The 22,074-nt window shown below is 45.8% G+C and carries 17 protein-coding genes and 1 other annotated feature; of the genes, 4 read left to right on the top strand and 13 right to left on the bottom strand.

Features of this window, described 5'->3' with window-relative positions; all coding sequences use genetic code 11:
- The 3 genes from GFC28_RS17095 to GFC28_RS17085 are packed head-to-tail and all read right to left on the bottom strand — an operon-like array spanning position 1 to position 3,722.
- On the bottom strand, positions 1 to 1,320 hold the full coding sequence (locus GFC28_RS17095) for a VanW family protein (protein ID WP_044742924.1): 1,320 nt from the start codon (positions 1,318 to 1,320) through the stop codon (positions 1 to 3).
- A gap of 19 nt (positions 1,321 to 1,339) precedes the next feature.
- Positions 1,340 to 2,107 (bottom strand): PRC-barrel domain-containing protein, encoded by a 768-nt coding sequence (locus GFC28_RS17090; RefSeq protein WP_044742925.1) that lies wholly within the window; start codon positions 2,105 to 2,107, stop codon positions 1,340 to 1,342.
- 22 nt (positions 2,108 to 2,129) lie between these two features.
- Positions 2,130 to 3,722 carry a hypothetical protein gene (locus GFC28_RS17085; RefSeq protein ID WP_044742926.1) on the bottom strand — a complete coding sequence of 531 codons (1,593 nt, stop codon included), beginning with the start codon at positions 3,720 to 3,722 and terminating at the stop codon, positions 2,130 to 2,132.
- Positions 3,723 to 3,836: 114 nt separating this feature from the next.
- On the opposite strand from GFC28_RS17085, the gene GFC28_RS17080 reads away from it, so the two are divergent.
- The 3 genes from GFC28_RS17080 to GFC28_RS17070 are packed head-to-tail and all read left to right on the top strand — an operon-like array spanning position 3,837 to position 6,648.
- Positions 3,837 to 4,445 carry a type IV pilus modification PilV family protein gene (locus tag GFC28_RS17080; protein WP_044742927.1) on the top strand — a complete coding sequence of 203 codons (609 nt, stop codon included), beginning with the start codon at positions 3,837 to 3,839 and terminating at the stop codon, positions 4,443 to 4,445.
- A complete protein-coding gene (locus GFC28_RS17075) occupies positions 4,429 to 5,004 on the top strand; it encodes a PulJ/GspJ family protein (protein WP_044742928.1) in 576 nt (191 codons plus the stop codon). Before GFC28_RS17080 ends, GFC28_RS17075 begins: the two co-directional genes overlap by 17 nt.
- Positions 5,005 to 5,019: 15 nt before the next feature.
- Positions 5,020 to 6,648 (top strand): hypothetical protein, encoded by a 1,629-nt coding sequence (locus GFC28_RS17070; RefSeq protein WP_044742929.1) that lies wholly within the window; start codon positions 5,020 to 5,022, stop codon positions 6,646 to 6,648.
- 11 nt (positions 6,649 to 6,659) lie between these two features.
- Here GFC28_RS17070 and GFC28_RS17065 read toward each other — a convergent pair whose 3' ends face one another.
- The 4 genes from GFC28_RS17065 to GFC28_RS17050 all read right to left on the bottom strand — a co-directional run bounded on the left by GFC28_RS17065 (position 6,660) and on the right by GFC28_RS17050 (position 15,166).
- Entirely contained in the window at positions 6,660 to 7,508 is an 849-nt protein-coding gene (locus tag GFC28_RS17065; RefSeq protein WP_044742930.1) for an ankyrin repeat domain-containing protein, read from the bottom strand.
- An 18-nt stretch (positions 7,509 to 7,526) separates the two neighbouring features.
- Positions 7,527 to 10,943 (bottom strand): Ig-like domain-containing protein, encoded by a 3,417-nt coding sequence (locus GFC28_RS17060; RefSeq protein WP_044742931.1) that lies wholly within the window; start codon positions 10,941 to 10,943, stop codon positions 7,527 to 7,529.
- Between the two features lie 63 nt (positions 10,944 to 11,006).
- On the bottom strand, positions 11,007 to 12,302 hold the full coding sequence (locus tag GFC28_RS17055; RefSeq protein WP_044742932.1) for a bifunctional folylpolyglutamate synthase/dihydrofolate synthase: 1,296 nt from the start codon (positions 12,300 to 12,302) through the stop codon (positions 11,007 to 11,009).
- A 221-nt stretch (positions 12,303 to 12,523) separates the two neighbouring features.
- A complete protein-coding gene (locus GFC28_RS17050; protein ID WP_044742933.1) occupies positions 12,524 to 15,166 on the bottom strand; it encodes a valine--tRNA ligase in 2,643 nt (880 codons plus the stop codon).
- Between the two features lie 52 nt (positions 15,167 to 15,218).
- Positions 15,219 to 15,457: a binding site (T-box leader), on the bottom strand.
- Positions 15,458 to 15,611: 154 nt separating this feature from the next.
- Here GFC28_RS17050 and GFC28_RS17045 point away from each other — a divergent pair.
- Complete coding sequence (locus tag GFC28_RS17045; protein WP_044742934.1) at positions 15,612 to 15,800, top strand: hypothetical protein; 189 nt, start codon at positions 15,612 to 15,614, stop codon at positions 15,798 to 15,800.
- Here GFC28_RS17045 and ysxE read toward each other — a convergent pair.
- From ysxE to hemC, 6 genes are all read right to left on the bottom strand, one after another.
- Positions 15,747 to 16,802 (bottom strand): spore coat protein YsxE, encoded by a 1,056-nt coding sequence (ysxE, locus tag GFC28_RS17040; protein ID WP_044742935.1) that lies wholly within the window; start codon positions 16,800 to 16,802, stop codon positions 15,747 to 15,749. The genes GFC28_RS17045 and ysxE overlap by 54 nt on opposite strands.
- 83 nt (positions 16,803 to 16,885) lie before the next feature.
- Complete coding sequence (gene spoVID, locus GFC28_RS17035; protein WP_044742936.1) at positions 16,886 to 17,929, bottom strand: stage VI sporulation protein D; 1,044 nt, start codon at positions 17,927 to 17,929, stop codon at positions 16,886 to 16,888.
- A gap of 132 nt (positions 17,930 to 18,061) precedes the next feature.
- Complete coding sequence (gene hemL / locus GFC28_RS17030; RefSeq protein ID WP_044742937.1) at positions 18,062 to 19,357, bottom strand: glutamate-1-semialdehyde 2,1-aminomutase; 1,296 nt, start codon at positions 19,355 to 19,357, stop codon at positions 18,062 to 18,064.
- Between the two features lie 13 nt (positions 19,358 to 19,370).
- Complete coding sequence (gene hemB, locus GFC28_RS17025; protein WP_044742938.1) at positions 19,371 to 20,348, bottom strand: porphobilinogen synthase; 978 nt, start codon at positions 20,346 to 20,348, stop codon at positions 19,371 to 19,373.
- 18 nt (positions 20,349 to 20,366) lie between these two features.
- Positions 20,367 to 21,134, bottom strand: a complete 768-nt coding sequence (locus GFC28_RS17020; protein WP_044742939.1) for a uroporphyrinogen-III synthase — start codon at positions 21,132 to 21,134, stop codon at positions 20,367 to 20,369.
- Positions 21,131 to 22,066, bottom strand: coding sequence for a hydroxymethylbilane synthase (gene hemC / locus GFC28_RS17015; RefSeq protein ID WP_044742940.1), 936 nt, complete (start codon positions 22,064 to 22,066; stop codon positions 21,131 to 21,133). Before hemC ends, GFC28_RS17020 begins: the two co-directional genes overlap by 4 nt.
- Positions 22,067 to 22,074 lie beyond the last annotated feature (8 nt).

Here is a 22,074-nt window from a genome sequence, read left to right as displayed (position 1 = left end):
CTACTTTTCATACGGCGTGCTCTCATTTTGCTCATCGGCCGTTTTTGGAGTTTGTTCACTTGGATTTTGGCTGTTTTCCGTTTGTTCTTGTTCCTTTTCGTTTGCTGGCTGCTGTTGCTGTCCGCTTTGTAGAGCGCCATTTGCCCCTTGATCGGCTGCATCTTGCGGTAAATCATCTCCAAGCTCCAACCCGCGGACTTCAATGGCATAAACCGGCGGATAAAAATCTTCGGAAACCTCTTTTGCTTCGATCAATTGATTGGTTTCGTCATATACTTCCTTTTTCACTTTAACAAGCATTCCTTGCTGGCCTTGCTGTTTCATTTGACGTTCATTTGGTTTGAAACGCGAGCTATATTGCACAATGGTTTTCGGTGCAAAATATTCGATGTCCCCCACTTTTATCACATATTTATAAGCAAATGGAAGCCCCATCAGCGTCACGCGAAAGCCGCTGCCCGTTTGCTGAAATTTCAAAGTATACGAATTGATATTCGGATTATAAAAGGAGAAGTCACGGTTCTCTTTATCTACTTTTGCTTCATAGCCAATCGGAATGCCGTTTGGCAAGCTGCGGCTCGTATGGCGCTCGACAATGGTAAAGTTCGTCGGCAAAACCGCCTGATAAATAGCGGAAGCAAGAAGACTCATTCCATCTGGAGATAGGCTTCCTTGTAAATAAGCCGTGAGTGAAAAAACACTTTTCCCTTTCACTTCGATGGTTGGATGGTCGGCAATCCATGCGGTTATTTCCGCGCGTTGCTTGCCTAAGTCGCTTATCACCGCTTCGCTCACCTGCATAGTTTCCGCCGTTTTCTGAGAATCTACATAGCGGGCCAGATCGATTGCCGGAGGATTGGCCAGCAGTTGGGAGGCCACAGCAGCGATATCTTTCTCCAATTGTTTGCGATTGAGCGAAGACAATAAGGCCGGGGCTACAAGTTTCTCAATAAAGGGTGAAAGCGACTCGCCGTTCATTTGTACAATAAGTGGTGACGCTTGTCCGTCCACAGCTTGATCGACGCTTTTTTCAACTTGGAATGAAAATAATGACAAAGGAATCGTTTCTGTCTTTTCTTGATACGCGATTTTTATATTGGCAGAATCTCTCCACTGATTCACTTTCTCCGCGATTCGCTGAACCGCCTCTTCTTTGGATAAATTGGCAAGTAGCACTGGTCCAACCATCGTATTCGCAGCAAACGTTTCTTTGACAAAATAGGATGAATAGACAAACGGAGCCGCTTGTGCAAAACTAATGAAATAGACCGTGCAAGCGCCGATGACGAAAAACAGCTTAACCCCAGCTAATGGCCGCACAATCGAAAGCCTCCTTTTCTTATGCATCCACATTCATTGATAAATCGATCATCACACTTGGCCCTTCCGTTTGTGCCTTGACAATATGCTCAGCGGTTAAAATCGTTCCGGCTTTGATTAAAATGTGGCCATTAAGATCGAAAATATCCTTTTTCACACGCTTGCCCTGCAATAGCTCCATTTGTTTTTCCCGCAGCGCTTTTAGCGCATTCTGTTCCTTTATTTCTTCTATTGCGGCTGTTTCCGCCTCGGCCTCGTTTGCCTCATGGATCGGCGCTTCTATTTTTTCAGCCAGCATGCCCGCATCATCAAGCAAAGAATCCGGAGCAGTTTCGCTGACAATTAAAATATCCTTTCCATACGTGAGTACCCATTCAGAAGACAGAATCGCCTGACGCCCCTCTGTTTGCAAGTGGATGCCCATAATTTCTCCCGTTTCGTCATTGATGAAAAATTCCGTTACCTCGCCAAGCAATTCTCCTTTTCTGGTCATGGCCTTTGTATTTTTAATTCGGATTTGTTTGTTGACGAGCTGGTTGGCAATCGGGATTTCCGCCAGATCAATCACCGCGCGATCATCCTCTACTGTTACCGCAAATTCGCCGATGCCGACGATTTTTTTAAACGGAATCGCCTTTAAGCCAAACGCCACATCCTCTTGTTCAATCGTTAAAAAGTCGACAGATCCTTTTTCAGGATTGATGATGAGCAATTTGACCGTTCCGATTTGTCCTCCATCTGCAATGCTTATAATCGGCAGTCCTATGATTTGAGCACTAGTTTTCATCTCTTCTCTTCACCACACCTGTTCATTTATAATCGTTCATTTTCTGAGCAAAAAAGCGAATTTCCTCCAGTAAAATCGGGTAAGAGGAAAATCTCTCCCGCAAATGGTCAAGCCACGAGGCTAGTTTCTCGTATTCCTTTTCTTGAAGATAATGCTCCACGAGCAGACGCGCCAACAAATAATACTCTTGATCCGCGAGCGGCCGCTGCAGGCATTGCAAAATTTGCTGTTCATACTCATCCTTGTTCATTTGATGGCGAATGAGCAGCCATTCGTCCGCCAGCGTCTGGATGATGCGGCTGCTTACCTTTCGTGCATCCGATGCCTCTAGGGATGCAGGATCAAGCGGCTCTGTATGCGGATGGGCTTTTCCCCATTCTTCTTGGATCATTGGGAAATCTTCAGCAAATGCTCGCTCTTCTTTGTCTTGTGAAGACCGCTCCGCTTCCTCTTGCAAGCCTTGCTGTTCATAAGCAGAAGACCAGCCGCCTGCAAAATCTGGACTTTTTTCTCGTAAAAACGACTCATCGTCAAGCGGCTCTTTTTCCGCCGCCACTCTCTCCGTTTCATCGTTCATGATCGCTTCTGGCTGATTTTGGGACATATGTAGCCACGCATCGCCTGTGCTTGGATGTTTTTCCAGTTGCCCCCCATCCTCGATCATGTCTTCTACTGTTGTGAGATCAGCAACGAGCCATTCATCCTCCCACGTTGTATCCAGCGGGTTTAGCCAATCTGTTGCTCTCTCTTTTTCCGCTTCCTCAACGGAAAATATTCCCTTTTCCAGCTTCCCGGCTTCTTCAATCGCTCGCTCTTCTTCTACCTCATCGGGAAACAGCCAGCCGTCCCGATCATCTAGCTCCACATTCTCCACTGTTTCCTTTGATGGCTGTTCAGCTGCCCCCATCCATTCTTCCAGCTCTCCGTCTTTCCAAACAGGCCGAGCGGCCCCTTCTTGTGAGCTTGCCTCTTGATCAGCCAAAGCCCATGAATCGAGCGGCTCTGATTCCATCGGCAGCCGAGTCTCGACTTGGTCATTTTCCAATGGCCACTCTGGTAATTCGCTTGCTGTTTCCCTCGATTTCTCTTTTTTATTTGCCTCCCCCTCAAGGCCCTCTTTTGGTTCCTCATCGTCAAACAGCCAACGATCCAGCTCCGCCTCTGTGCTGCTTGCAGTCTCTTTGCCCGTTATCAGCCCCTCTTCTATTTCTCTATCAGCAGGCGGCCAAATGGAAAATTCTTGTTCACGATCTGTTGACATCAAAAGTTCTTTCTTCCCATTCTCTCTCTCATCGACAGCTGGGGCTTTGGCCATCCTTTCTCTTTCCGTCTCGAATGCAAATAACTCGTCTTCATCCTCTTCCTTCGCAACGGCGTAAAGAAGGTGGCCAAAGCGCCGGTCAAGTAGATAGGTCGCTGCTAAAGCAAGCAGCAACAGCAGCAAGCACAGCTGCCAGAACGGAAACATAGGTGCAGCAGCGGCGGCCAAAAGCGCGAGCGACAAAGAAACGACAAGCGCTGCTGTTTTGCCGCTCCTGCTTAAACCAACGGGGAGCATCAATAACAAGGGAACAGCCACGACAAACGCAATCAATATAAAGAAAACCGACTTCAATGTTTCACCCCGTTTCTCGATACAAGCTACGACAAATTTCCTAAAAATAAAACAATATTTTACTCTAACATATTGTATAATAAAGTTATATATTTTAAAAGAAGGGTGTGCCAAATGGGAAAAAAGAAATTCATTCCACCCTGTCACTCGGAAGGATTCACCTTAATTGAGGTGTTGGCATCCATTGTCATTTTGTCCGCAGCCGCCACAGGTATTTTTTTATTTTTTACCCATGCGATGAAATATACCGCATACAACCAAGATAAAACGGTAGCCATTAACGTCGCCCGCGGCGTGCTAGTATATATGGAGCACCTTGATTTTTCTTCGCTTAAACAATATGTGCAAGAAGAACAAAATAGTACAAATGAACCATATGCGACCATTGATGGATCCAAATGCCAACTATCGCTCTTTGAAGATCAACAAGTTTGCCGCGCGTTGCTGCAGCCGATGATTAATAATGTTCAATATAATGAACAACGCATTCGTGTATTTCTTATGCCTTATAATGACAGCAACCAATGGGAGGCCTTAAAAAAAGCGCCGCCACCTGAGTTCCCCCCCTCATTGCGGCAAAAGCTTCAAGAGGAAACCATTGAAAATGACGATTCCAATCTCCAAAACTATTTATTAAAAATCGTTGTCATTGTCCGCTGGGGAGACAGCTGGGAGCAGTCGGAGTGGCTTGAAGGAGTGGTGGCAAATGAAACCATTCGTTAAAAACAGCAGGGGATTATCGTTAGTCGAAGTGCTAGCTGCAGTGGCGATCTCTTCTTTCATCCTTGCTTCGATTTATGGTGTGCTGCTAAGCGGAATCAACGCCTATAAGCGGATCGGCATCGAAAACGAGCTGCGCAGCGAAGCCGACTATGTCGTGGCCATGATGATGAATCAGCTCTACCAATTTTCTCCTGATGGCATTGATACGATTGAGAGCAGTACCGTAAACGGCCAGCTTGTATTTGTCAATAATAAACAAAAAAATATTAATTCAGAGGTTGGTTGGGTCGAGGATCACACAACAGACCAAGGAGCCTTATTGAATATTGAGTTGAAAAATGATGCGCTGTTTATAAACGGCACGAAAATCAGCTCCGACCAGCTTCGCATTATTACAAACCAATCCCGCGTTTCATACAGCTGTGTGAAAGAAGAGGGAAGCATTTGCCGAAGCGGTGTTGTCACATTGATGCTTGCCGTTCAGGATCATGACCACGCCGATCCTAGCGATAGGCTTTACATCAAGCCCTTTACCTTGAAAACGGAATTTGGATTTTGATAAGGAAGTGAAACCATGAACGAGAAAGGCTATAGCTTAGTGCTCACGATGCTCGTTGTCACGATTTTTTTTATGCTTGGCTTGACGATTCTATCTGTCAGCTTGTATCAAGCGAACTTTACGAAAATTCGTGTGGAGGATGTCGAATCGCTTCATGAGGCGACCAAGTCCATTCAAGAAGCGATCGCCGAAATAAAAGTAAAGGTGGAAAATCTTCAACTGTCTACCCCTGCACAGCTTGACATGGATTTAGGCAATGCCCAAGCTGGATTTATTCACCAGGTAAGCGGACGGTATAAAGTATCCATTCAAGATCTGACAGAAATGAAAGAAATTGATCGCAGCAAGCTATTTACGCGAGTATACGTCATTTCCAAAACAGCAGGGAAGCGGACGGTATCGCGCCAGGTCATTATCACCAATACGCCTAGTTTTTTAAAATATGCGATCGGTTCGCGGCAGGATGTGACATTAAATGGCGGAGCCTATATTGACGGAAACATTTATGCCGGACGCGATTTTTATATGGCGAATGTCGCCAATTATATTTACAACTCGCAAATGTACAGCCAGCTTACTTCGTTTCCAACGACGAGCCCAACAAGCATTTTATTTGCCAACGGAAACCGCTATGTGTGCGAACAGTCAAACAGTGCGCCAGCCTGCTATCAGCCATCCTCAACAGGATTTACGAAAAGCGAGCTTTTTGCGGCTAATCCTTCCCTTCCGTTCCAGTACACAAGCCCATCCGTCCAAACAGAAGATGGGGAGTTTATCGATGTGGACTTCGATTTTACATTAAAAGATAAGCTATTAAGCGCCGCCGGCATTAACGCCTTTGATCCGGATCTAACTGCCCAGGCACAATATCAATCGCTTATCCAGCTTCCGGTTTCACGTCTATTAAGCGAATTAAAAAATCGTTTTACCGTTATTTATGACATCCAACAGCTTCCAGATGCTATCGAAAAAGACCCGTCGATTTTGCTCGACGGATATTCTTCTGAATATTTGGATCTTAGTACCCTGGATTTGAAGGAGAATCAATGGCTGGTTATCAATGGGGACGCTTATTTAGAAAACAGCGGCTCCACACCGCTTACCATAAAAGGGAATCTGATTATTTTAGGAAATTTGGCTGTTCGCGGAGCGGTCGCCTTCGATTCAACGATTTATGTTATGGGAAACACTTCGATTTATAATGCTACCATTTCTGGAATCAATGATAAAGAAGTCGTCTTATTGACCAAAGGCGAGTTGGAAATTGCCCGCATTAACGAGTTTCAAAATGAATTTTCATTGACAAAGCCCAATTTAAAAGGGTACTTCTATACGGACTCCAATGCGATTTTATATGCTGTCGGCTCTTATATTCATATTCAAGGCGGGATCTTTGCGCGGGGAACATCCTCTCTCATTCCTAATACCGATGCGAATGGCCTTGTTATTAACGCCTACCGCGGCTCTACGTCAGACACCGGCCATAATATCGACTTCACCCAACCTTCGCTGCCAGAGAACCTGCGAGCGGAACAAGCAAGATTTGTGATTCATCACGATATGAATGTCTTTATTCATCGCGGCTTAGGGCTGCCGCTTGTGAAAAAACTAGCCGTTATTCCCGATCAGCTTGAAGTTAAATAAAAGGAGCTCGGTTACTGAGCTCCTTTTCGCTTTAATTGCTGAATAATTTTCTCATGATGCCAATAGGTGGCTAACGATAAAGCGGTGTTTCCGGTTTGATCTTTGACGCGCACATCGGCTCCGTGCTCTAAAAGCAGGGATACAAGCGGTTCATAACCGTACTCCGCTGCGATCATAAGCGCCGTTTTGCCAATTTTCGTTTGGGCATTGACATCGGCCCGTGCCTTTAGCAAATAGCGAACCGTTTCTAAGTAATTTCCGGCCACCGCTTGAAATAAAGCGGTTTCCCCTTCTTTGTCTGCATGGTCAATGTCCGCCCCGTGCTTATGTAAAAATTGAACGATTTCCGTCTGTCCGCTTTGCGCGGCGACCATTAACGGTGTCGTTCCGCTTTGATTGGCGGCATTGACGTCCGCTCCTTGTTGATAAAGAAGCCGAACCCATTCTAATTCGCCGCTGCCAGCGGCATAATGAAGCGGCGTATTGCCATCGCGATCGCGCTCTTTTGCCGTGCGCTGATTGGCCATCTTCTCGACAAGCTCGCCGTTTTGCTCAGCTCCTTGCGAAGAGGCCGCAACAATCACAAAACTAAGCGGAGGAAGCGGCATGTAAGCCGACTTCGCCCCCGCCTGCAAAAGCTCAAGAGCCACCTGTTTCTTGTTTTGCTGCATCGCGATATCGAGAGGGGACCCGTTTTTTGTCTTAAAATTGACATCCTTTTCCTCGGCAATATATTGCCTGACTGCTTGGATATCGCCCTTTTGAATCGCTTGAATCAATTGCTGCCGCTTTTCTTCCTTCGATGGAAAGCAGCCGCCTAATAACAATGCTATGAGCATGATGATCCATAGTTTTTTCACGCTGCTTCACATCCTTATCTAATACAGCCAGCCATTTTCGCCGCCATTTGAATGATCCGTGTGCTCGACGATGCGAATCGTGGTCGTCGCCGTCCAAACCTTACTGTTTTCATCCGTCACTTGAACGGTAAGCACCGTCTGTCCTAGTCGTTTGCCAGTAACTTCTCCGCTGTCATCGACGACCGCATAATAACTGTCCTCTACATGATATTCATAGCTTGTAATTGAAGTGGTCGCATTGGCTGGTATTTTCGCCAAATAAGCTCGCACGCTGAACGTTTTTCCTTTTTCGACCGTTATCGTTGACGGAAGCGAAATTCCGGTCAACGGCACTCCCACATGAATGACAGCGGTTCCTTGAACTCCATTGTGGGCGGTCGCCGTAATCACCGCTGTTCCTGTACCCACACCAACCACTGTTCCGTTTTCATCCACTGTGGCAATGCTGGCATCGGATGATCTCCATTGAACCTGCTTATTTGTCGCGTTTTCCGGCAAAATCGTCACCTTCAAAGAAAGCTTGTCATGAAGATGGATGGAGGCCGTCGCTGGAAAAACAGTGACGCTCTCGACCGGAACGGCTCGAACTGTGACATTGACCGTTTTCTCCACCAGCTGATCGTCCGCATCAAAGGCTTTCGCGGTCAATGTGGTCACTCCTTCTGTTTTTCCGGTTATCGTCCCATTGATTTGATCGAGATCGGCATATCGATTATCGCCAATGGAATACGCAACGCTTTCCCTCGCATCCGCTGGTGTAACGGTGATCGGAATTGGTATGGTCTCTCCGACCCTAACCGTAAAATCGCTCATCTCGATCGAATCGACCGGAATGCGGACGATCGCTTTTGTTTTTGCCGTTCGTTCATTGCCAAATGCGTCTTTCACTTTCACCGTTACTTCCGCACTTCCTTTATTGATCGCGGTAAGCACTCCCATTTTGTCCACTGATACGATCGATCCATTGCTAGCTTCGCTCCATTCTATCGATGCGACGGTAGCGTTTTGCGGCGAAATGCTCAAAAGCAGGTTTAAATTTTTCGGTACGCCGCGATTGATAAAGACGGTATCAGGAAGTGAGACACTGGTGATTTCATAATCAGACACAAAGCGCAGCGGATTAAAGGACAAATTCGCTGTCTGGCCATTCAAATCTTGATACGATAAAGTAGCTTGCTGCAGCGAAAACTCCCCTTTTTTCGTCGGCGTCAGCTGAATGGCAAAGGTCTGCTGAGGCGCTGTAAAGAGCGAGCCATTCTGCTGATACGAAATGTCCGGCAATTTTCCTGTAATCGTATACCCCTGATCGATGCTTCCTTGTTTCGTAAAGCCGTTTGGAAGCGAGGTCACCTCCACGCCAGCCGGCAGCTTTTCTTGAAACTGAATATTGGTGACGGTTAACGGCGAGTTAGTCGTTAAGGAAAGCTGTTTTGGGTTCAGCGTATACTCCACTGTCACGCTGCGATCAACAGGAGTCAGCGTCGCTGTAATGGAGCGGCTCACCTCAAGATTGGCGGTCACCCTTTGAATGGTTACTTGAAACTCCTTCGTCACTTTGGCTCCTTTTGCGTCTGTTACTTCAATTTTGATAGTCGCTTTCCCACCGTTCGGCATTTGATGAGGAATCGACTGAATGACTGTCGTTCCGTTTGGCACAAGGCTGTTCGAATATACTTCGTTTCCGTTCAGCCATACTTTTGTGGCCAGCGTGCGGTCCGTTAAATCCAAATCTTCCACCTTATAAGACAGCTCAATCTTTTGATTGCTCGGAATTTCCTCCGTCTCCCGTGGGGTAAACACGGTCAGCTGCGGTGCATGATTGGAACCGAAAAAGGCGCGATACATTGTATTGACGAACAGCTTTTGCTCATCGTCTGGGAAGCCAGCCGATGTGCCGACATGCCCCGTTCCCGAATAGGTCACATTTCCTTTCGAATACGTATAGTAATGGTTCCAGCTGTCATACACATCGCGATTGGACCCGACGATGTTATACCAAGGAATGACCGAGCTGTCTTCGAGATCGAGCGTATAATATTGATTGTGCGTCGTGGCCACTGTAATGTTGTCAGCAAGCTGAAACGGATAGTCGGTGATTAAGCCGCTGTTCACCCTTTTCGTGCTTGTCGACGTATTCGGCGCTCCGTTTCCTAAATCCGTTTGCGGCTGAATTTGGCCGACAATGGGTCCGAATTCATTCACCCAAACGTTATTTTTTCCAAACATAATATCATGAGTAAACATGACACTTTGTCCTGTCGCAATAAAATTCTTCACAGACTGGACCGCATTCGCGTTTAAGTTGATGGGATTGTTACAGCCGTTATAACAATCGGCAAATCCGAAAATAATCATATCGTACTTGCCATTGATCACTTCATGAGAGTAATTCGGTTCATATTGCCGGCTTTTTTGAAAGTCGCTTAATGTTGTCACATCGATCGAAATTTCATATTCATTCGTCCGCTTTAAATAGGACTGGTTCATGTTTTTGCTGTTTAGAAGCGAGCTGGCATCATTTCCGCTGCGGATTTGCAGCACGTTAATTTTAGGGACGACATCCTGAAATTTGACATATCCTTTTTCATAGTCCTTCAGTGCTGTAGCCTCGTCAACGACTTCCAGCTTCCAGTAGCGCACGCCGGAAAATCCGGCTGGAAACGTGTAAGAAATCGTGCCTGACTGACTCTTGACTTCCTTAGAAGCCACAATTTCTTCATTCGTATATTGATCGTTAAAATCAGAATCAATATACAAATTAACGGTAAGCAGCTTATTTGAAAAGCGTTGGTAATTGACAATCTGGTAAGAAAAGGTGATGCTGTCTCCTTTTTTAAATACTTGCGTGGATGATGGGGCGCTTGTCACCTGGACGCGCGGACGGCCCGCCCGGTTCGCTAAATAATTGGCGAGACCGGTTTGATTTTGGAACACAATCACGTTGCTGGCCGTGTTTGCTCGATACTGCTTAAACTGTTGGTACAACTTACTGTCGGTATATTTGAATACGTCTTGATGCAGAAACACGGGCAACCCTTTATCAATATAAAACTGTTTGATTTGCTGCGCGCGTAAATTGGTTATATCGTTCATCACGTCTCTCGTATCATGGGCACGGGCTCGCTGCGAAGAACTGGAGTCTGGTGATGACTTGACGGAAGCAGGACTATAATCTCCTTTTGAAATCACAATCGCGTCGTATTTGCCATCCAGTTCATCGCGCAGCGCCACAAATCGCTTCATCGTCATCGTCGTGATGTTAATATCTTGGCGACTGCCGATTTCCTGCTGTAAAGGCGATGGAGAAGATAATTGACTTACAATCTCCAACACTTCAAACGAATTGGTGCTTGCGGCAGCATGTTTTACAAAGCTTGCCGGAAAAAACGGAAGCAGCAGCAACACCGACAAAAGTACCAAAAATGACCTTTTCACAGCAATCCCCCCTCCCAAAGTCCCATTTTCTTTATTATAACAGCAATCATAGCTATAAATATATTAATTTTTTAAAAACTTTCGTACTTCTGAAATATAATAAAGCGATCCCGTAATTAAAAAAAGATCTTGTTCTGTATATTTTTCTTGTTTTTCAGTCAGCCATTCTTGCCAATTCTCCGTACATGCTTTATTTGGATGTGAGCATAGCTCCTCGAGCTGTTTAGCCGTCGCTGCCCGCGGAAAATCGAACGATGTGAACGTGATCGAAGCAGCCATATTCGCAAGTGGCTGAATCATTTTGTTGAGCGGTTTATCTGTTAAAGCGGCAAACAAGATATGCACAGCTTTATCCGCATAATGTGTTTTTACCGTTTCAATCAAGCTCTGAATCCCTTCCTCATTATGAGCTCCATCAATAATCATGAGCGGTTCATTAGAAATCCTTTCAAAGCGCCCCAGCCATTGCGCCTGTTCAATTCCACTGCGAATATGAGATTCTTCAATAATAAAAGAATAATAGGTCCGCAAATAATCAGCGGCCATGACGGCAAGCGCCGCATTTTTCACTTGGTGCGCTCCAAACATCGTCGTTGCTAAACGAGGATATTGGGCAAACGGTGTTTCGACGGAAAATTGCTCTCCTGTCTCTATTGGCTCAAAGTCTGCTGCGGCAAAATCACGGTCAAGAATATAGGCCTTCGCTTTTGCCTCAGCTGCTCTCTCTTTTATAACCTGAAGCGCCTCTGGTTGCTCAACAGCCGTGATCACGGGAACTCCCGGCTTGATAATGCCCGCTTTTTCAAATGCGATTGCTTCAAGCGTTTCCCCTAATATATGCATATGGTCATACCCGATGTTTGTAATAATCGATAGCAATGGATAAATGATATTCGTGGAATCGAATCGCCCTCCAAGGCCTGTTTCTATCACAACCACATCTTGAATGTTCACTTTGCCAAAGTAATAAAACATCATGGCTGTAATGATTTCAAATTCGGTCGGCTCTCCAAGCTCCGTTTTCCCTAACTCTTCAGCAAGCGGCTCGATGGTTTGCGCAAGCTGAAGCAGCTCCGCATCGGAAATCGGCTGACCGTTCACACTTATCCGTTCGTTGAATTGTTCAACATAAGGAGACGTGAACGTTCCGACTGAATAGCCCGCTTCCTGTAAAATTTGTCGTAAATAGCAAAGCGTCGACCCTTTTCCGTTTGTTCCTGCAATATGAACAGCTTTTACTCGGCGTTCTGGATGGCCAAGCTTGTCCATCATCCATTCCATCCGCTTTAATCCTGGCTTAATTCCCAAGCGTAACCGTTGATGAATCCATTTGAGTGCCTCATCATATGTTTGGATCATGTTCTCTCCTCCTCACGGATTTTTTGCGGCAAGCAAAAGGAAGACGGAATCCTACGTATGGACCCGTCTTCATCATATATGACCGATTCAGCTATTGTCTATCCTCAGGTGTGTTGATGATCCAATAAAAGCCTATTGACATTGCTTAATTCCTAGCTTTTCTGCCATAGTCGGCAAGCCATTCGCTTGCCGACTGGGCATGCATCATCAACACTTGTGGTCTATCCTTTTAATTCAGCGATGCGCGCCCGCACAGCATCGCGTTTTTCCATGTAGTCTTGTTCTTTTTTGCGTTCTTCCTCAATGACATGCGCTGGCGCTTTGCTGATGAAGCCTTCGTTGCTTAGTTTCTTCTGAACCCGTTCTACCTCTTTATCGAGCTTTTCAAGTTCTTTTTCTAAACGCTTTAATTCTTCTTCAATATTGATAAGGCCCTCAAGCGGCAAGCTGAGCTCTGCGCCGGTAACGACCGCTGTCATCGCTTTTTCAGCTGCAGCTATATCTGTACCAATCACCAGCTCGCTAGGATTGCAGAAGCGTTCCATGTAAGCGCGGTTTCGCTCAAGCGTTGCTTGAATAGCAGCATCCTTTGCTTTAATATGCAGTTTAATGGGCTTGCTTAACGGAGTATTCACTTCCGCGCGAATGTTGCGCACGGCACGGATGATATCAACAAGCAGACGCATTTCTTCGGCCGCTTCACGATCTGTCCATTCAGAACGCACCTTTGGCCAAGATGCGACCGTAATGGATTGGCCTTCATGAGGCAAATGCTGCCAAATTTCCTCGGTAATGAACGGCATAAATGGATGCAGCAGGCGCATCGTTTGATCAAGTACATAAGCAAGCACCGAACGAGTAGTTTTTTTGGCCGCTTCATCATCGCCATATAGCGGCAGTTTCGCCATTTCAATGTACCAGTCGCATAGATCGTCCCAAATAAAGCTATAAAGAACGCGTCCGACTTCGCCAAACTCATATTTTTCTACAAGCTTTGTGACCGTTTCAATCGTTTCATTTAAGCGAGTTAAAATCCATTTATCAGCAACGGATTTTTCACCGTCCAAATCAATCTCTTCATACGTTAAACCGCCCATATTCATCAGGGCGAAACGCGAAGCATTCCATACTTTATTGGCAAAATTCCACGTTGCTTCTACCTTTTCCGTGCTGAAGCGTAGGTCTTGGCCCGGCGAGCTGCCTGTCGCTAAGAAATAACGCAGCGAATCAGCGCCATATTGGTCGATGACGTCCATCGGGTCCACGCCATTGCCGAGCGATTTACTCATTTTTCGTCCTTGAGCATCGCGTACCAAGCCATGGATCAATACATCTTTAAACGGACGAGTGCCGGTAAATTCAAGAGCTTGGAAAATCATGCGCGATACCCAGAAGAAAATGATGTCGTAGCCTGTTACAAGCACATCCGTTGGATAGTAGCGCTGATAATCACCTGACTCTTTATTTGGCCAGCCCATTGTTGAAAATGGCCACAATGCCGAGCTGAACCATGTATCTAATACATCTGGATCTTGTTCCCAGTTTTCAATATCGGCCGGCGGTTCATGATCCACATAGATGTCACCCGTTTCTTTGTGATACCAAGCCGGGATGCGGTGTCCCCACCATAATTGCCGTGAAATACACCAATCGCGGATATTTTCCATCCAATGTAAATACGTTTTCTCAAATCGCTCTGGCACAAAGTTGACTTTGTCCTCTCTTTTTTGCCATTCAATCGCGGCTTCAGCAAGCGGCTTCATGTTCACGAACCATTGTGTTGATAAATACGGCTCGACAACAGCTCCGCTGCGCTCGCTATGGCCCACAGAATGCAAATGCTCTTCAATTTTAAATAAGACGCCTTGCTCTTGGAGATCCTTGACAATTTTCTTGCGGCATTCAAAACGGTCCAATCCTTTATACTGCATCGCGTGATCGTTCATTGTTCCGTCTTCGTTCATGACGAGAATGCGCGGCAGATTATGGCGATTGCCGATTTCAAAGTCGTTCGGATCATGTGCAGGAGTAATTTTGACAGCTCCAGAGCCAAACTCCATATCGACGTATTCATCGCCAATAATCGGGATTTCCCGACCGGTAATCGGCAGAATCACCGTTTTGCCAATTAAATGTTGATAGCGTTCATCTTCTGGATGCACGGCCACTGCTGTGTCACCAAGCATGGTTTCTGGACGCGTTGTCGCTACCTCAATATATCCTGAGCCGTCGGCGAGCGGATAGCGCATATGATAGAGCGCACCTTGCACGTCTTTGTAAATCACTTCAATATCTGATAAAGCGGTTTTTGTCACTGGATCCCAGTTGATAATATATTCTCCGCGATAAATCAACCCTTTTCGGTAAAGGGACACAAATACTTCACGCACCGCCTTTGATAACCCTTCATCTAAGGTAAAGCGCTCGCGTGTGTAATCAAGCCCAAGGCCTAATTTTGCCCATTGCGCACGAATATGGCTCGCATATTCCTCTTTCCACTTCCATGTTTCCTCCACAAATTTTTCTCTCCCTAAATCGTAACGAGAAAGTCCCTGATTGCGCAGTTTTTCTTCCACCTTTGCCTGCGTCGCAATACCTGCATGGTCCATTCCCGGAAGCCATAACACATCATAGCCTTGCATTCGCTTAATGCGTGTGATAATGTCTTGCAGCGTCGTATCCCACGCATGTCCTAAATGCAGTTTTCCTGTTACGTTCGGCGGCGGAATGACGATGGTAAACGGCTGCTTGTCTTCTCCGCCAGCCGCTTCAAAAAATTTGCCTTCAAGCCACCATTGATAGCGATTCGTTTCAACCGCTTTATGATCGTACTTCGTCGGCATCGTCAACTCTTTTGTATCCATCTGTTTATCCCTCCTAATGATGTTTTGGCAAAATAAAAAACTCCCTTCATCCGAAAAGGACGAAAGGAGATCTCTTTCGCGGTACCACCTTTTTTCCTAAGCAAACCAAAAAACGCTTAGGCACCTCAGGCATTAACGGCTGCAACCGGCTTCTTTTACTAAGCTAAGCGCTGTTCAAAGAAGCAGCTCAAGGGCGACCTTCCAACGATAACGTCCTAGGAAATCTCGCAGCTATTGATTTCCCTCTCTGAAAGGGTTATTCGTTGTACTCTTCCCTGTCTTCGCTTTTCATCTGTTCACTATACATACTACCGAAAAACCAATTTCATCGTCAATCATCTTTTCCATCTTTTTATCGGTTTATTCTTATCTTTGATTTCCGGTGACAAAAAACGTTTGGTTTCATACTGTAATAGTAATGGCTGATGGAAAGGAGGGAGCATCCATGAAAAGGTTTAATCCATATTCTTGGCCGCCATGGCTTCGGCAAATTCGCATCGTTTGTGTGCAAATCATTATTCCGATTACGATTTTTCAGGCGGTTCGAACGATTTTCTTGCCAACGACCTTCGATGTCATCTTATTGGCGATCTTCATCTTGCTGGCGATCGCTTTCCGGCTCGAGTGGATTTAGGGTTTGCTCTTCCCCCTTTTTTTCATTGATCTGGACAAGCCGCATCATGATATATTCTATCTGCTTCATTCTCCAATATTCCCGATGCAGCTGCACAACGCTATCATATTCGCTCTTTTCCTGCTTTTGCTCTCCATATCGGGAAATCAATCGATAGAAGTGAGACGGAGGAGCGGCGTGGCTCAAAAAAAAAGCCCTCTCTTCCTCCTGAATCATCAATTGTCCTTCATATTCGCTGAATCCCTGAATCCAGCTCTCATCCATTGGCGGCGCGATCCGCACGTAGTCTTGTAAAGATAGCCATACATCGGCAAGCGGCGAAGCCCAGCGCGCCCGTTCCCAGCTTAAAAAATACCGTTTTTCCTGATGATGGTTAGGAATATAATGAGATAACGCCGGCTTTCCATGGATGAAAGAAATCCGCCACTTTTTTTGTTCTTTTATTCGTTCATACCAAGTTTCGAGCTGTGTCTCCGCAAACCAGTATGCCTGCATCGTTTCATGAAAATACGTACAAAAGTGCAGCTGAAAGGGGGACATATACCACTCTTTCTCGCATTGCTCCGCATAAGCTTGCAAAAATGAGCGCTGCTTTTCCCATTCCTGCTTCTGTGCCTCGTAATATTTTTTCACTTCTTCTTGGTTGATTGGAACCTCTTGCAGCGTCTGGCGATGCAGCCACGCAAGATCGCGAAAAAACGAAAGAAAGCGGTTCTCCTCACGCTTTTCCTCGCCAGATATCCACGGCATTAAATAATAATAGCGGCCGGCTTCTGCGACAAATGGCGCCCCATTTCTCGCGACGTAAATGGGCACGATATGCGGTCCGTAAAACCGATACGCTTGCTCCACTGCCTGAAGGCTTTTTTGGCTTTTGATTTCCTTGAGCACAAAAACCCCTTCATTTGTATATATTTTTTTCACCTTTCCATCATTCACAATATGGGAAGGCTGCAAATGATATTGTCTTAAAATGACATGATCATCCAATTGTGTATTCAAAAAAATCCCCCTTTCCTTGCATTCGAAAAGAAATCTCCCACTTTTTCGCTGTGATAAGACGTGAAAGTGGGAGATTTTTAGGCTTACGGGCGGCTATTGGCCGGCACGGGGATATATAATAGCTGTCCTTCACGAAGCTCAGCTTCAAAGTCAAGCTGGTTGGCCCTTAATATTTGTTGGATGCTTAAATCGTAACGCTGTGCAATCTTGTCCATCGAATCGCCTTGCTGAACAATGCAAATTTTTAGTCTTGAAAAATCTTCTGCTTGATCCTTTGAAAACAACTGTGTTAAATAGAGAGCATTTTCTTTTCTCTGTTTTTTTGTTTCTTCGCCCTCGACAGCTTGATGGTTTTCCTGATCCTTATGCTTGGATGCTCCAATTGATACTTTTGTTTCATGCTCTGGCGCTTCATTGTTTTCGTTGTTGGCGATCAACGGACCGTGATTTTCAAACTCCGGCTCTGTCTCTTCATTTTCTTCAGCTTGGTCGAAAATAGGATTCCAATGCTCGTTGTCTTGTTCAGCATTTTCATTACTCCATCCATGGTTTTCGAGATTCTCTTCGTTTTCCGCATGGATGCTGGATTCAAAGCGGCCATATTCATCTTCATATTCTTCATCATAAAGTTCCTTGCGCGCCACTGTTTCAAACGGCTCGAACCATGGTTCCCCATCTTCATCCTCGGCTTCATCATCCGTGTCTTCACTGATTCCGCTTATCGAAATATCCGCCATTAACGAGAGACGGCCATCTTGCCCTAAATCATAATCAAATGATTCAATCGTGACATAAACATCTTCCAAATTCACAATCCGGTTCTTCGGAATGGTAATATCGACAGGAAATCGATGAAACAGCTCCGTGATTCCATCTTCACGTGTTTCAATGTGCTGAATAAACCGATGCGTACCAAAGTCGTATAATTCTACATCTTCTCCCTCTTCATCATCTGCCATACGATATTCTCCGCTAAGTTCAAGCGCTCCGCGAATGGTAATGTAATGCTCGTATTCGTCAACGGAAATGACCGGATCTAAAGACACTGAGAGAAACTCTTGGACTTCCTGTCCCTTTTTAAACCAGATCGCTTCCTCAAGCGAAAAGCGCAAATATGATTGATCCAAACGTACTCCTCCTTCCGTTTCTTTCGTCCAAACTTTTTTATAATGACATTATCAATTTATGAGCGTGAAAAAAAGAATATGAATAAAAAAATGGACTGTGCCTAACGAAAGTACACAGTCCGTTTTTCTCCATTATCGTTTTTCCTTCAGCTTAGCAAACGCTTTTTCCGCTGCTTCAATCGTTTTTTCAATATCTTCATCCGTATGCGCAGTCGATAAGAACATGCCCTCAAATTGAGACGGTGGCAGGAATACGCCTTGCTCAACCATTTCGCGGTAATAAGCAGCAAACATCTCAAGATCGGAGGTTTTCGCTTTTTCATAATTCACGACTTTTTCATTTGTAAAGAAGAAGCCAATCATGGAGCCAGCGCGATTGATCGCATGAGGAATATCGTACGCTTCTGCCGCTTTTCGCAATCCTTCCTCTAAACGATCCGCTTTTTTCTTAAATTGTTCATATGTTTCTGGAGTGAGCTGAATTAATGTTTCATATCCAGCTGTCATCGCAAGCGGATTGCCCGATAACGTACCAGCCTGATAGATCGGACCGCTCGGAGCAATACGTTCCATGATCTCCGCTTTGCCGCCATATGCGCCAACCGGAAGACCGCCGCCGATGACTTTACCAAGACAGGTTAGATCCGGAGTAATGCCAAAATAGCCTTGGGCACAGTGATAGTCAACACGAAAACCTGTCATTACCTCATCAAAAATAAGCAATGCCCCATATTCATTCGTAATGTCCCGCAATCCTTGTAAAAACCGAGGCAGCGGCGGAACGACTCCCATATTTCCGGCAACCGGTTCAACAATGATCGCAGCAATGTCTTCACCAAATTGTTCGAAAGCATATTGGACGCTTTCTAAATCATTATAAGGCACCGTGATGGTATTTTGCGCGACGGATTCCGGCACGCCCGGGCTGTCAGGTAAACCAAGTGTCGCTACTCCTGATCCGGCTTTGATTAATAACGAGTCGCCATGCCCATGATAACAGCCTTCAAATTTGAGAATTTTGTTTCGTCCTGTGTAACCACGAGCTAGACGCAAGGCGCTCATCGTCGCTTCTGTTCCGGAATTGACCATGCGCACAATGTCTATCGATGGCACACGCTCGATCACAAGCTTTGCTAGCTCATTTTCCATTAATGTTGGCGCGCCAAAACTTGTACCGTTTTCCGCTACTTTTTTCAGCGCTTCGACCACCCGTTCATTTGCATGTCCGAGAATAAGCGGTCCCCATGACAAAACATAGTCAATATATTCGTTTCCATCGATATCATAAATCTTGGAGCCTTTTCCGTGCGCCATGAAAATCGGGTCCATGTTTACGGATCGAAAGGCGCGAACGGGGCTGTTCACCCCTCCGGGCAGCAGCTGCACCGCTTCTTGATAGGCCTGTTTTGAACGTTCGTAGCTTCTCATCTTCCTTCGCCCCCTATTCTTTGAGCCAGCGGGCTACATCTTTTGCGAAGTAAGTTAAAATTAAGTCAGCGCCGGCCCGCTTCATGCCAAGCAGCATTTCCAGCACAATTTGTTTTTCGTTCACCCAACCGTTTTGCGCTGCAGCTTTGATCATCGCGTACTCCCCGCTCACATTGTATGCCACAATCGGAAGGTGAAAACGGTTTTTCATATCGCGGATAATATCTAAATAGGCAAGAGCCGGTTTTACCATAATAAAATCGGCGCCTTCAGCCACATCGGACTCAGCTTCGCGAAACGCTTCAAGCCTGTTGGCTGGATCCATTTGATAGGTCTTGCGGTCTCCAAATTGCGGTGTGCTATTAGCGGCATCACGAAACGGTCCATAAAAAGCAGAGGCATATTTCACAGCATAAGACATAATCGGCACGTGAGCAAAGCCCGCTTCATCCAGCCCACGGCGAATGGCCGCCACAAAGCCGTCCATCATATTGGATGGCGCGATAATATCTGCCCCGGCACTTGCTTGGCTCACCGCTGTTTTTACAAGCAGTTCAAGCGATGGGTCGTTCAATACTTCCTCCTGTTCGACAACGCCGCAATGTCCGTGGCTTGTATATTCGCACAAACATGTGTCGGCAATTACCACAAGATCAGGAAAGGATTGTTTTACTTGGCGAATGGCCTTCTGCACAATGCCATGCTCACAATATGCTTGAGATCCTACTTCATCTTTTTCGTTCGGAATGCCGAAGATAATGACAGATTTAATTCCAAGCTCTACCGCTTCCGCAATTTCGTCGTTTAAACGATCCAATGAAAATTGGTACACTCCAGGCATTGATGGAACTTCTTGTTTTACATTTTCTCCTTCGATCGCAAAAACCGGATAAATGAAATCTTCTACATGAAGATGTGTTTCTCGCACCATCGCCCGTAAATTCTCCGTTTGCCGCAAACGGCGGTGGCGGTGAAATTGTAATGCGTCCATCGTTTTCCCTCCAATAAATCAACGGTTTATAAAAAATTTTTCCATCGCTTTTATCATATCATCAATTGTATATTGATCAGGACAAATATGTACCGTCAAACCGAATTGTTCGGCCGTATGCTTAGTAATCGGTCCGATGCAGGCAATAACGCAAGATTCGATTAATTCCTGCCAGTTCTCCCCTTCCACCATTTGCATGAAACTTTGGACCGTTGACGAGCTTGTAAAGGTCATAATATCTATCGCTCGCTTGCTCAATAAATGAAACAGTTCTTCCTTGCCGCTTTCATTAAGATGTGTTTCATAAACGACGAGATCGGTAACCTCCGCTCCAAGCTCGGCCAGCTCTTCCTTCAGCTTCTGTCGCGCCAGGTTTCCTCTGACAAGCAAGATTCGGTCGCCGGGCTTAATCGCTGCTTTCATCGCCTCTGCCAGCCCCTCGGCAACAAACCGATCTGGTATGATATCGGGATGAATGCCCCTTTTTTCTAAAGCGTGAGCCGTTTTTTTGCCGACTACCGCTACATGAGGAAGCGTCGTCTTATCGGTTATAAATGAAAAGAAAAAGCGGACACCGTTTGCGCTTGTAAACACAAGCCAACGATAGCTTGATAAACGGCTAAGGCATTTCTCTACATGCTCCCGTTCCGTTACAGCTGAAATAGAAATTAATGGAATTTCTATCGGACAAGCTCCTGCTTTTCTCAGCTTGTCTGAAAATTCATTTGCCTGCTCCTTCCCTCTTGTGACAAGGATGCTTTTCCCTTGCAAAGGAAGTGTTTTCATGATTGATCTAACTCCTCTTTCAGCCGATCAATCAATGCTTTGGCTCCAAATTCCGCAAGCACCTCGGCTGTTTTTCTTCCTACTTCCTCCGGGTCGGTTCCGACAGCCATATCTTTATAGACTTCCTTTCCATCAGGAGAAGCAACAAGACCTGTAAACACGACTTCATCTCGCTTGTTCACATAACCGTATCCGGCAATCGGAACTTGGCAGCCTCCTTCCATTTCCCGCAAAAAGGCGCGTTCTGCAAGAACAGCGCGTTCCGTTTCACGATCATTTAATTTTTGCAGCCATTCTAGCAGCTCTTCATCGTCTTCACGGCATTCAATCCCTAGCGCTCCTTGGCCGACAGCCGGAAGGCAAATATCCGTCGATAAATATTCCGTCACAACCTCCTCAGCCCATCCCATCCGCAAAAGGCCTGCCGCAGCCAAAATGATGGCATCATATTCATCTGTTTGTAATTTGGCTAGCCTTGTATCAATATTGCCGCGAATCCATTTTATTTGAATGTCAGGGCGCCTTGCCAACAGTTGAGCAGAACGGCGCAGACTGCTCGTTCCAACCACCGCTCCGCTTGGAAGCTCTGCAAATGAAAGCCGCTGTTTGCTAATCATGACATCGCGAGGATTTTCCCGCTTCGGAACGCAGCCAATGGTTAGTCCATGCGGCAAGATAGCCGGCATATCTTTCATGCTATGAACGGCCATATCAATCTCCTTATTCAGCATGGCTTGTTCAATTTCTTTCACAAATAGTCCTTTTCCACCAACCTTGGACAACGTCACATGTAAAATTTGATCGCCCTTTGTTACCATTTCCCTAACTTCAAATTCGAACGGCGCACCAAGCTCCTTCAGCTGTGAAATGACCCAGTTTGTTTGCGTTAAAGCAAGCTTGCTGCGGCGCGAACCGACAATAATTTTCCGCATATGTTCTT

The sequence above is a fragment of the Anoxybacillus sp. B2M1 genome (assembly GCF_001634265.1).
In the GTDB taxonomy this organism is placed as follows: domain Bacteria; phylum Bacillota; class Bacilli; order Bacillales; family Anoxybacillaceae; genus Anoxybacteroides; species Anoxybacteroides rupiense.
This window is presented reverse-complemented; position numbering and strand designations above follow the sequence as displayed.

Excerpts from the sequence above, each read along its gene's own strand:
- GFC28_RS17090 (WP_044742925.1), bottom strand. The coding sequence starts at position 2,107 with ATGAAAACTAGTGCTCAAATCATAGGACTGCCGATTATAAGCATTGCA.
- GFC28_RS17080 (WP_044742927.1), top strand. The coding sequence starts at position 3,837 with ATGGGAAAAAAGAAATTCATTCCACCCTGTCACTCGGAAGGATTCACC.
- GFC28_RS17075 (WP_044742928.1), top strand. The coding sequence starts at position 4,429 with ATGAAACCATTCGTTAAAAACAGCAGGGGATTATCGTTAGTCGAAGTG.
- GFC28_RS17070 (WP_044742929.1), top strand. The coding sequence starts at position 5,020 with ATGAACGAGAAAGGCTATAGCTTAGTGCTCACGATGCTCGTTGTCACG.
- GFC28_RS17055 (WP_044742932.1), bottom strand. The coding sequence starts at position 12,302 with ATGATCCAAACATATGATGAGGCACTCAAATGGATTCATCAACGGTTA.
- GFC28_RS17050 (WP_044742933.1), bottom strand. The coding sequence starts at position 15,166 with ATGGATACAAAAGAGTTGACGATGCCGACGAAGTACGATCATAAAGCG.
- GFC28_RS17045 (WP_044742934.1), top strand. The coding sequence starts at position 15,612 with ATGAAAAGGTTTAATCCATATTCTTGGCCGCCATGGCTTCGGCAAATT.
- hemL (WP_044742937.1), bottom strand. The coding sequence starts at position 19,357 with ATGAGAAGCTACGAACGTTCAAAACAGGCCTATCAAGAAGCGGTGCAG.
- hemB (WP_044742938.1), bottom strand. The coding sequence starts at position 20,348 with ATGGACGCATTACAATTTCACCGCCACCGCCGTTTGCGGCAAACGGAG.
- GFC28_RS17020 (WP_044742939.1), bottom strand. The coding sequence starts at position 21,134 with ATGAAAACACTTCCTTTGCAAGGGAAAAGCATCCTTGTCACAAGAGGG.
- hemC (WP_044742940.1), bottom strand. The coding sequence starts at position 22,066 with ATGCGGAAAATTATTGTCGGTTCGCGCCGCAGCAAGCTTGCTTTAACG.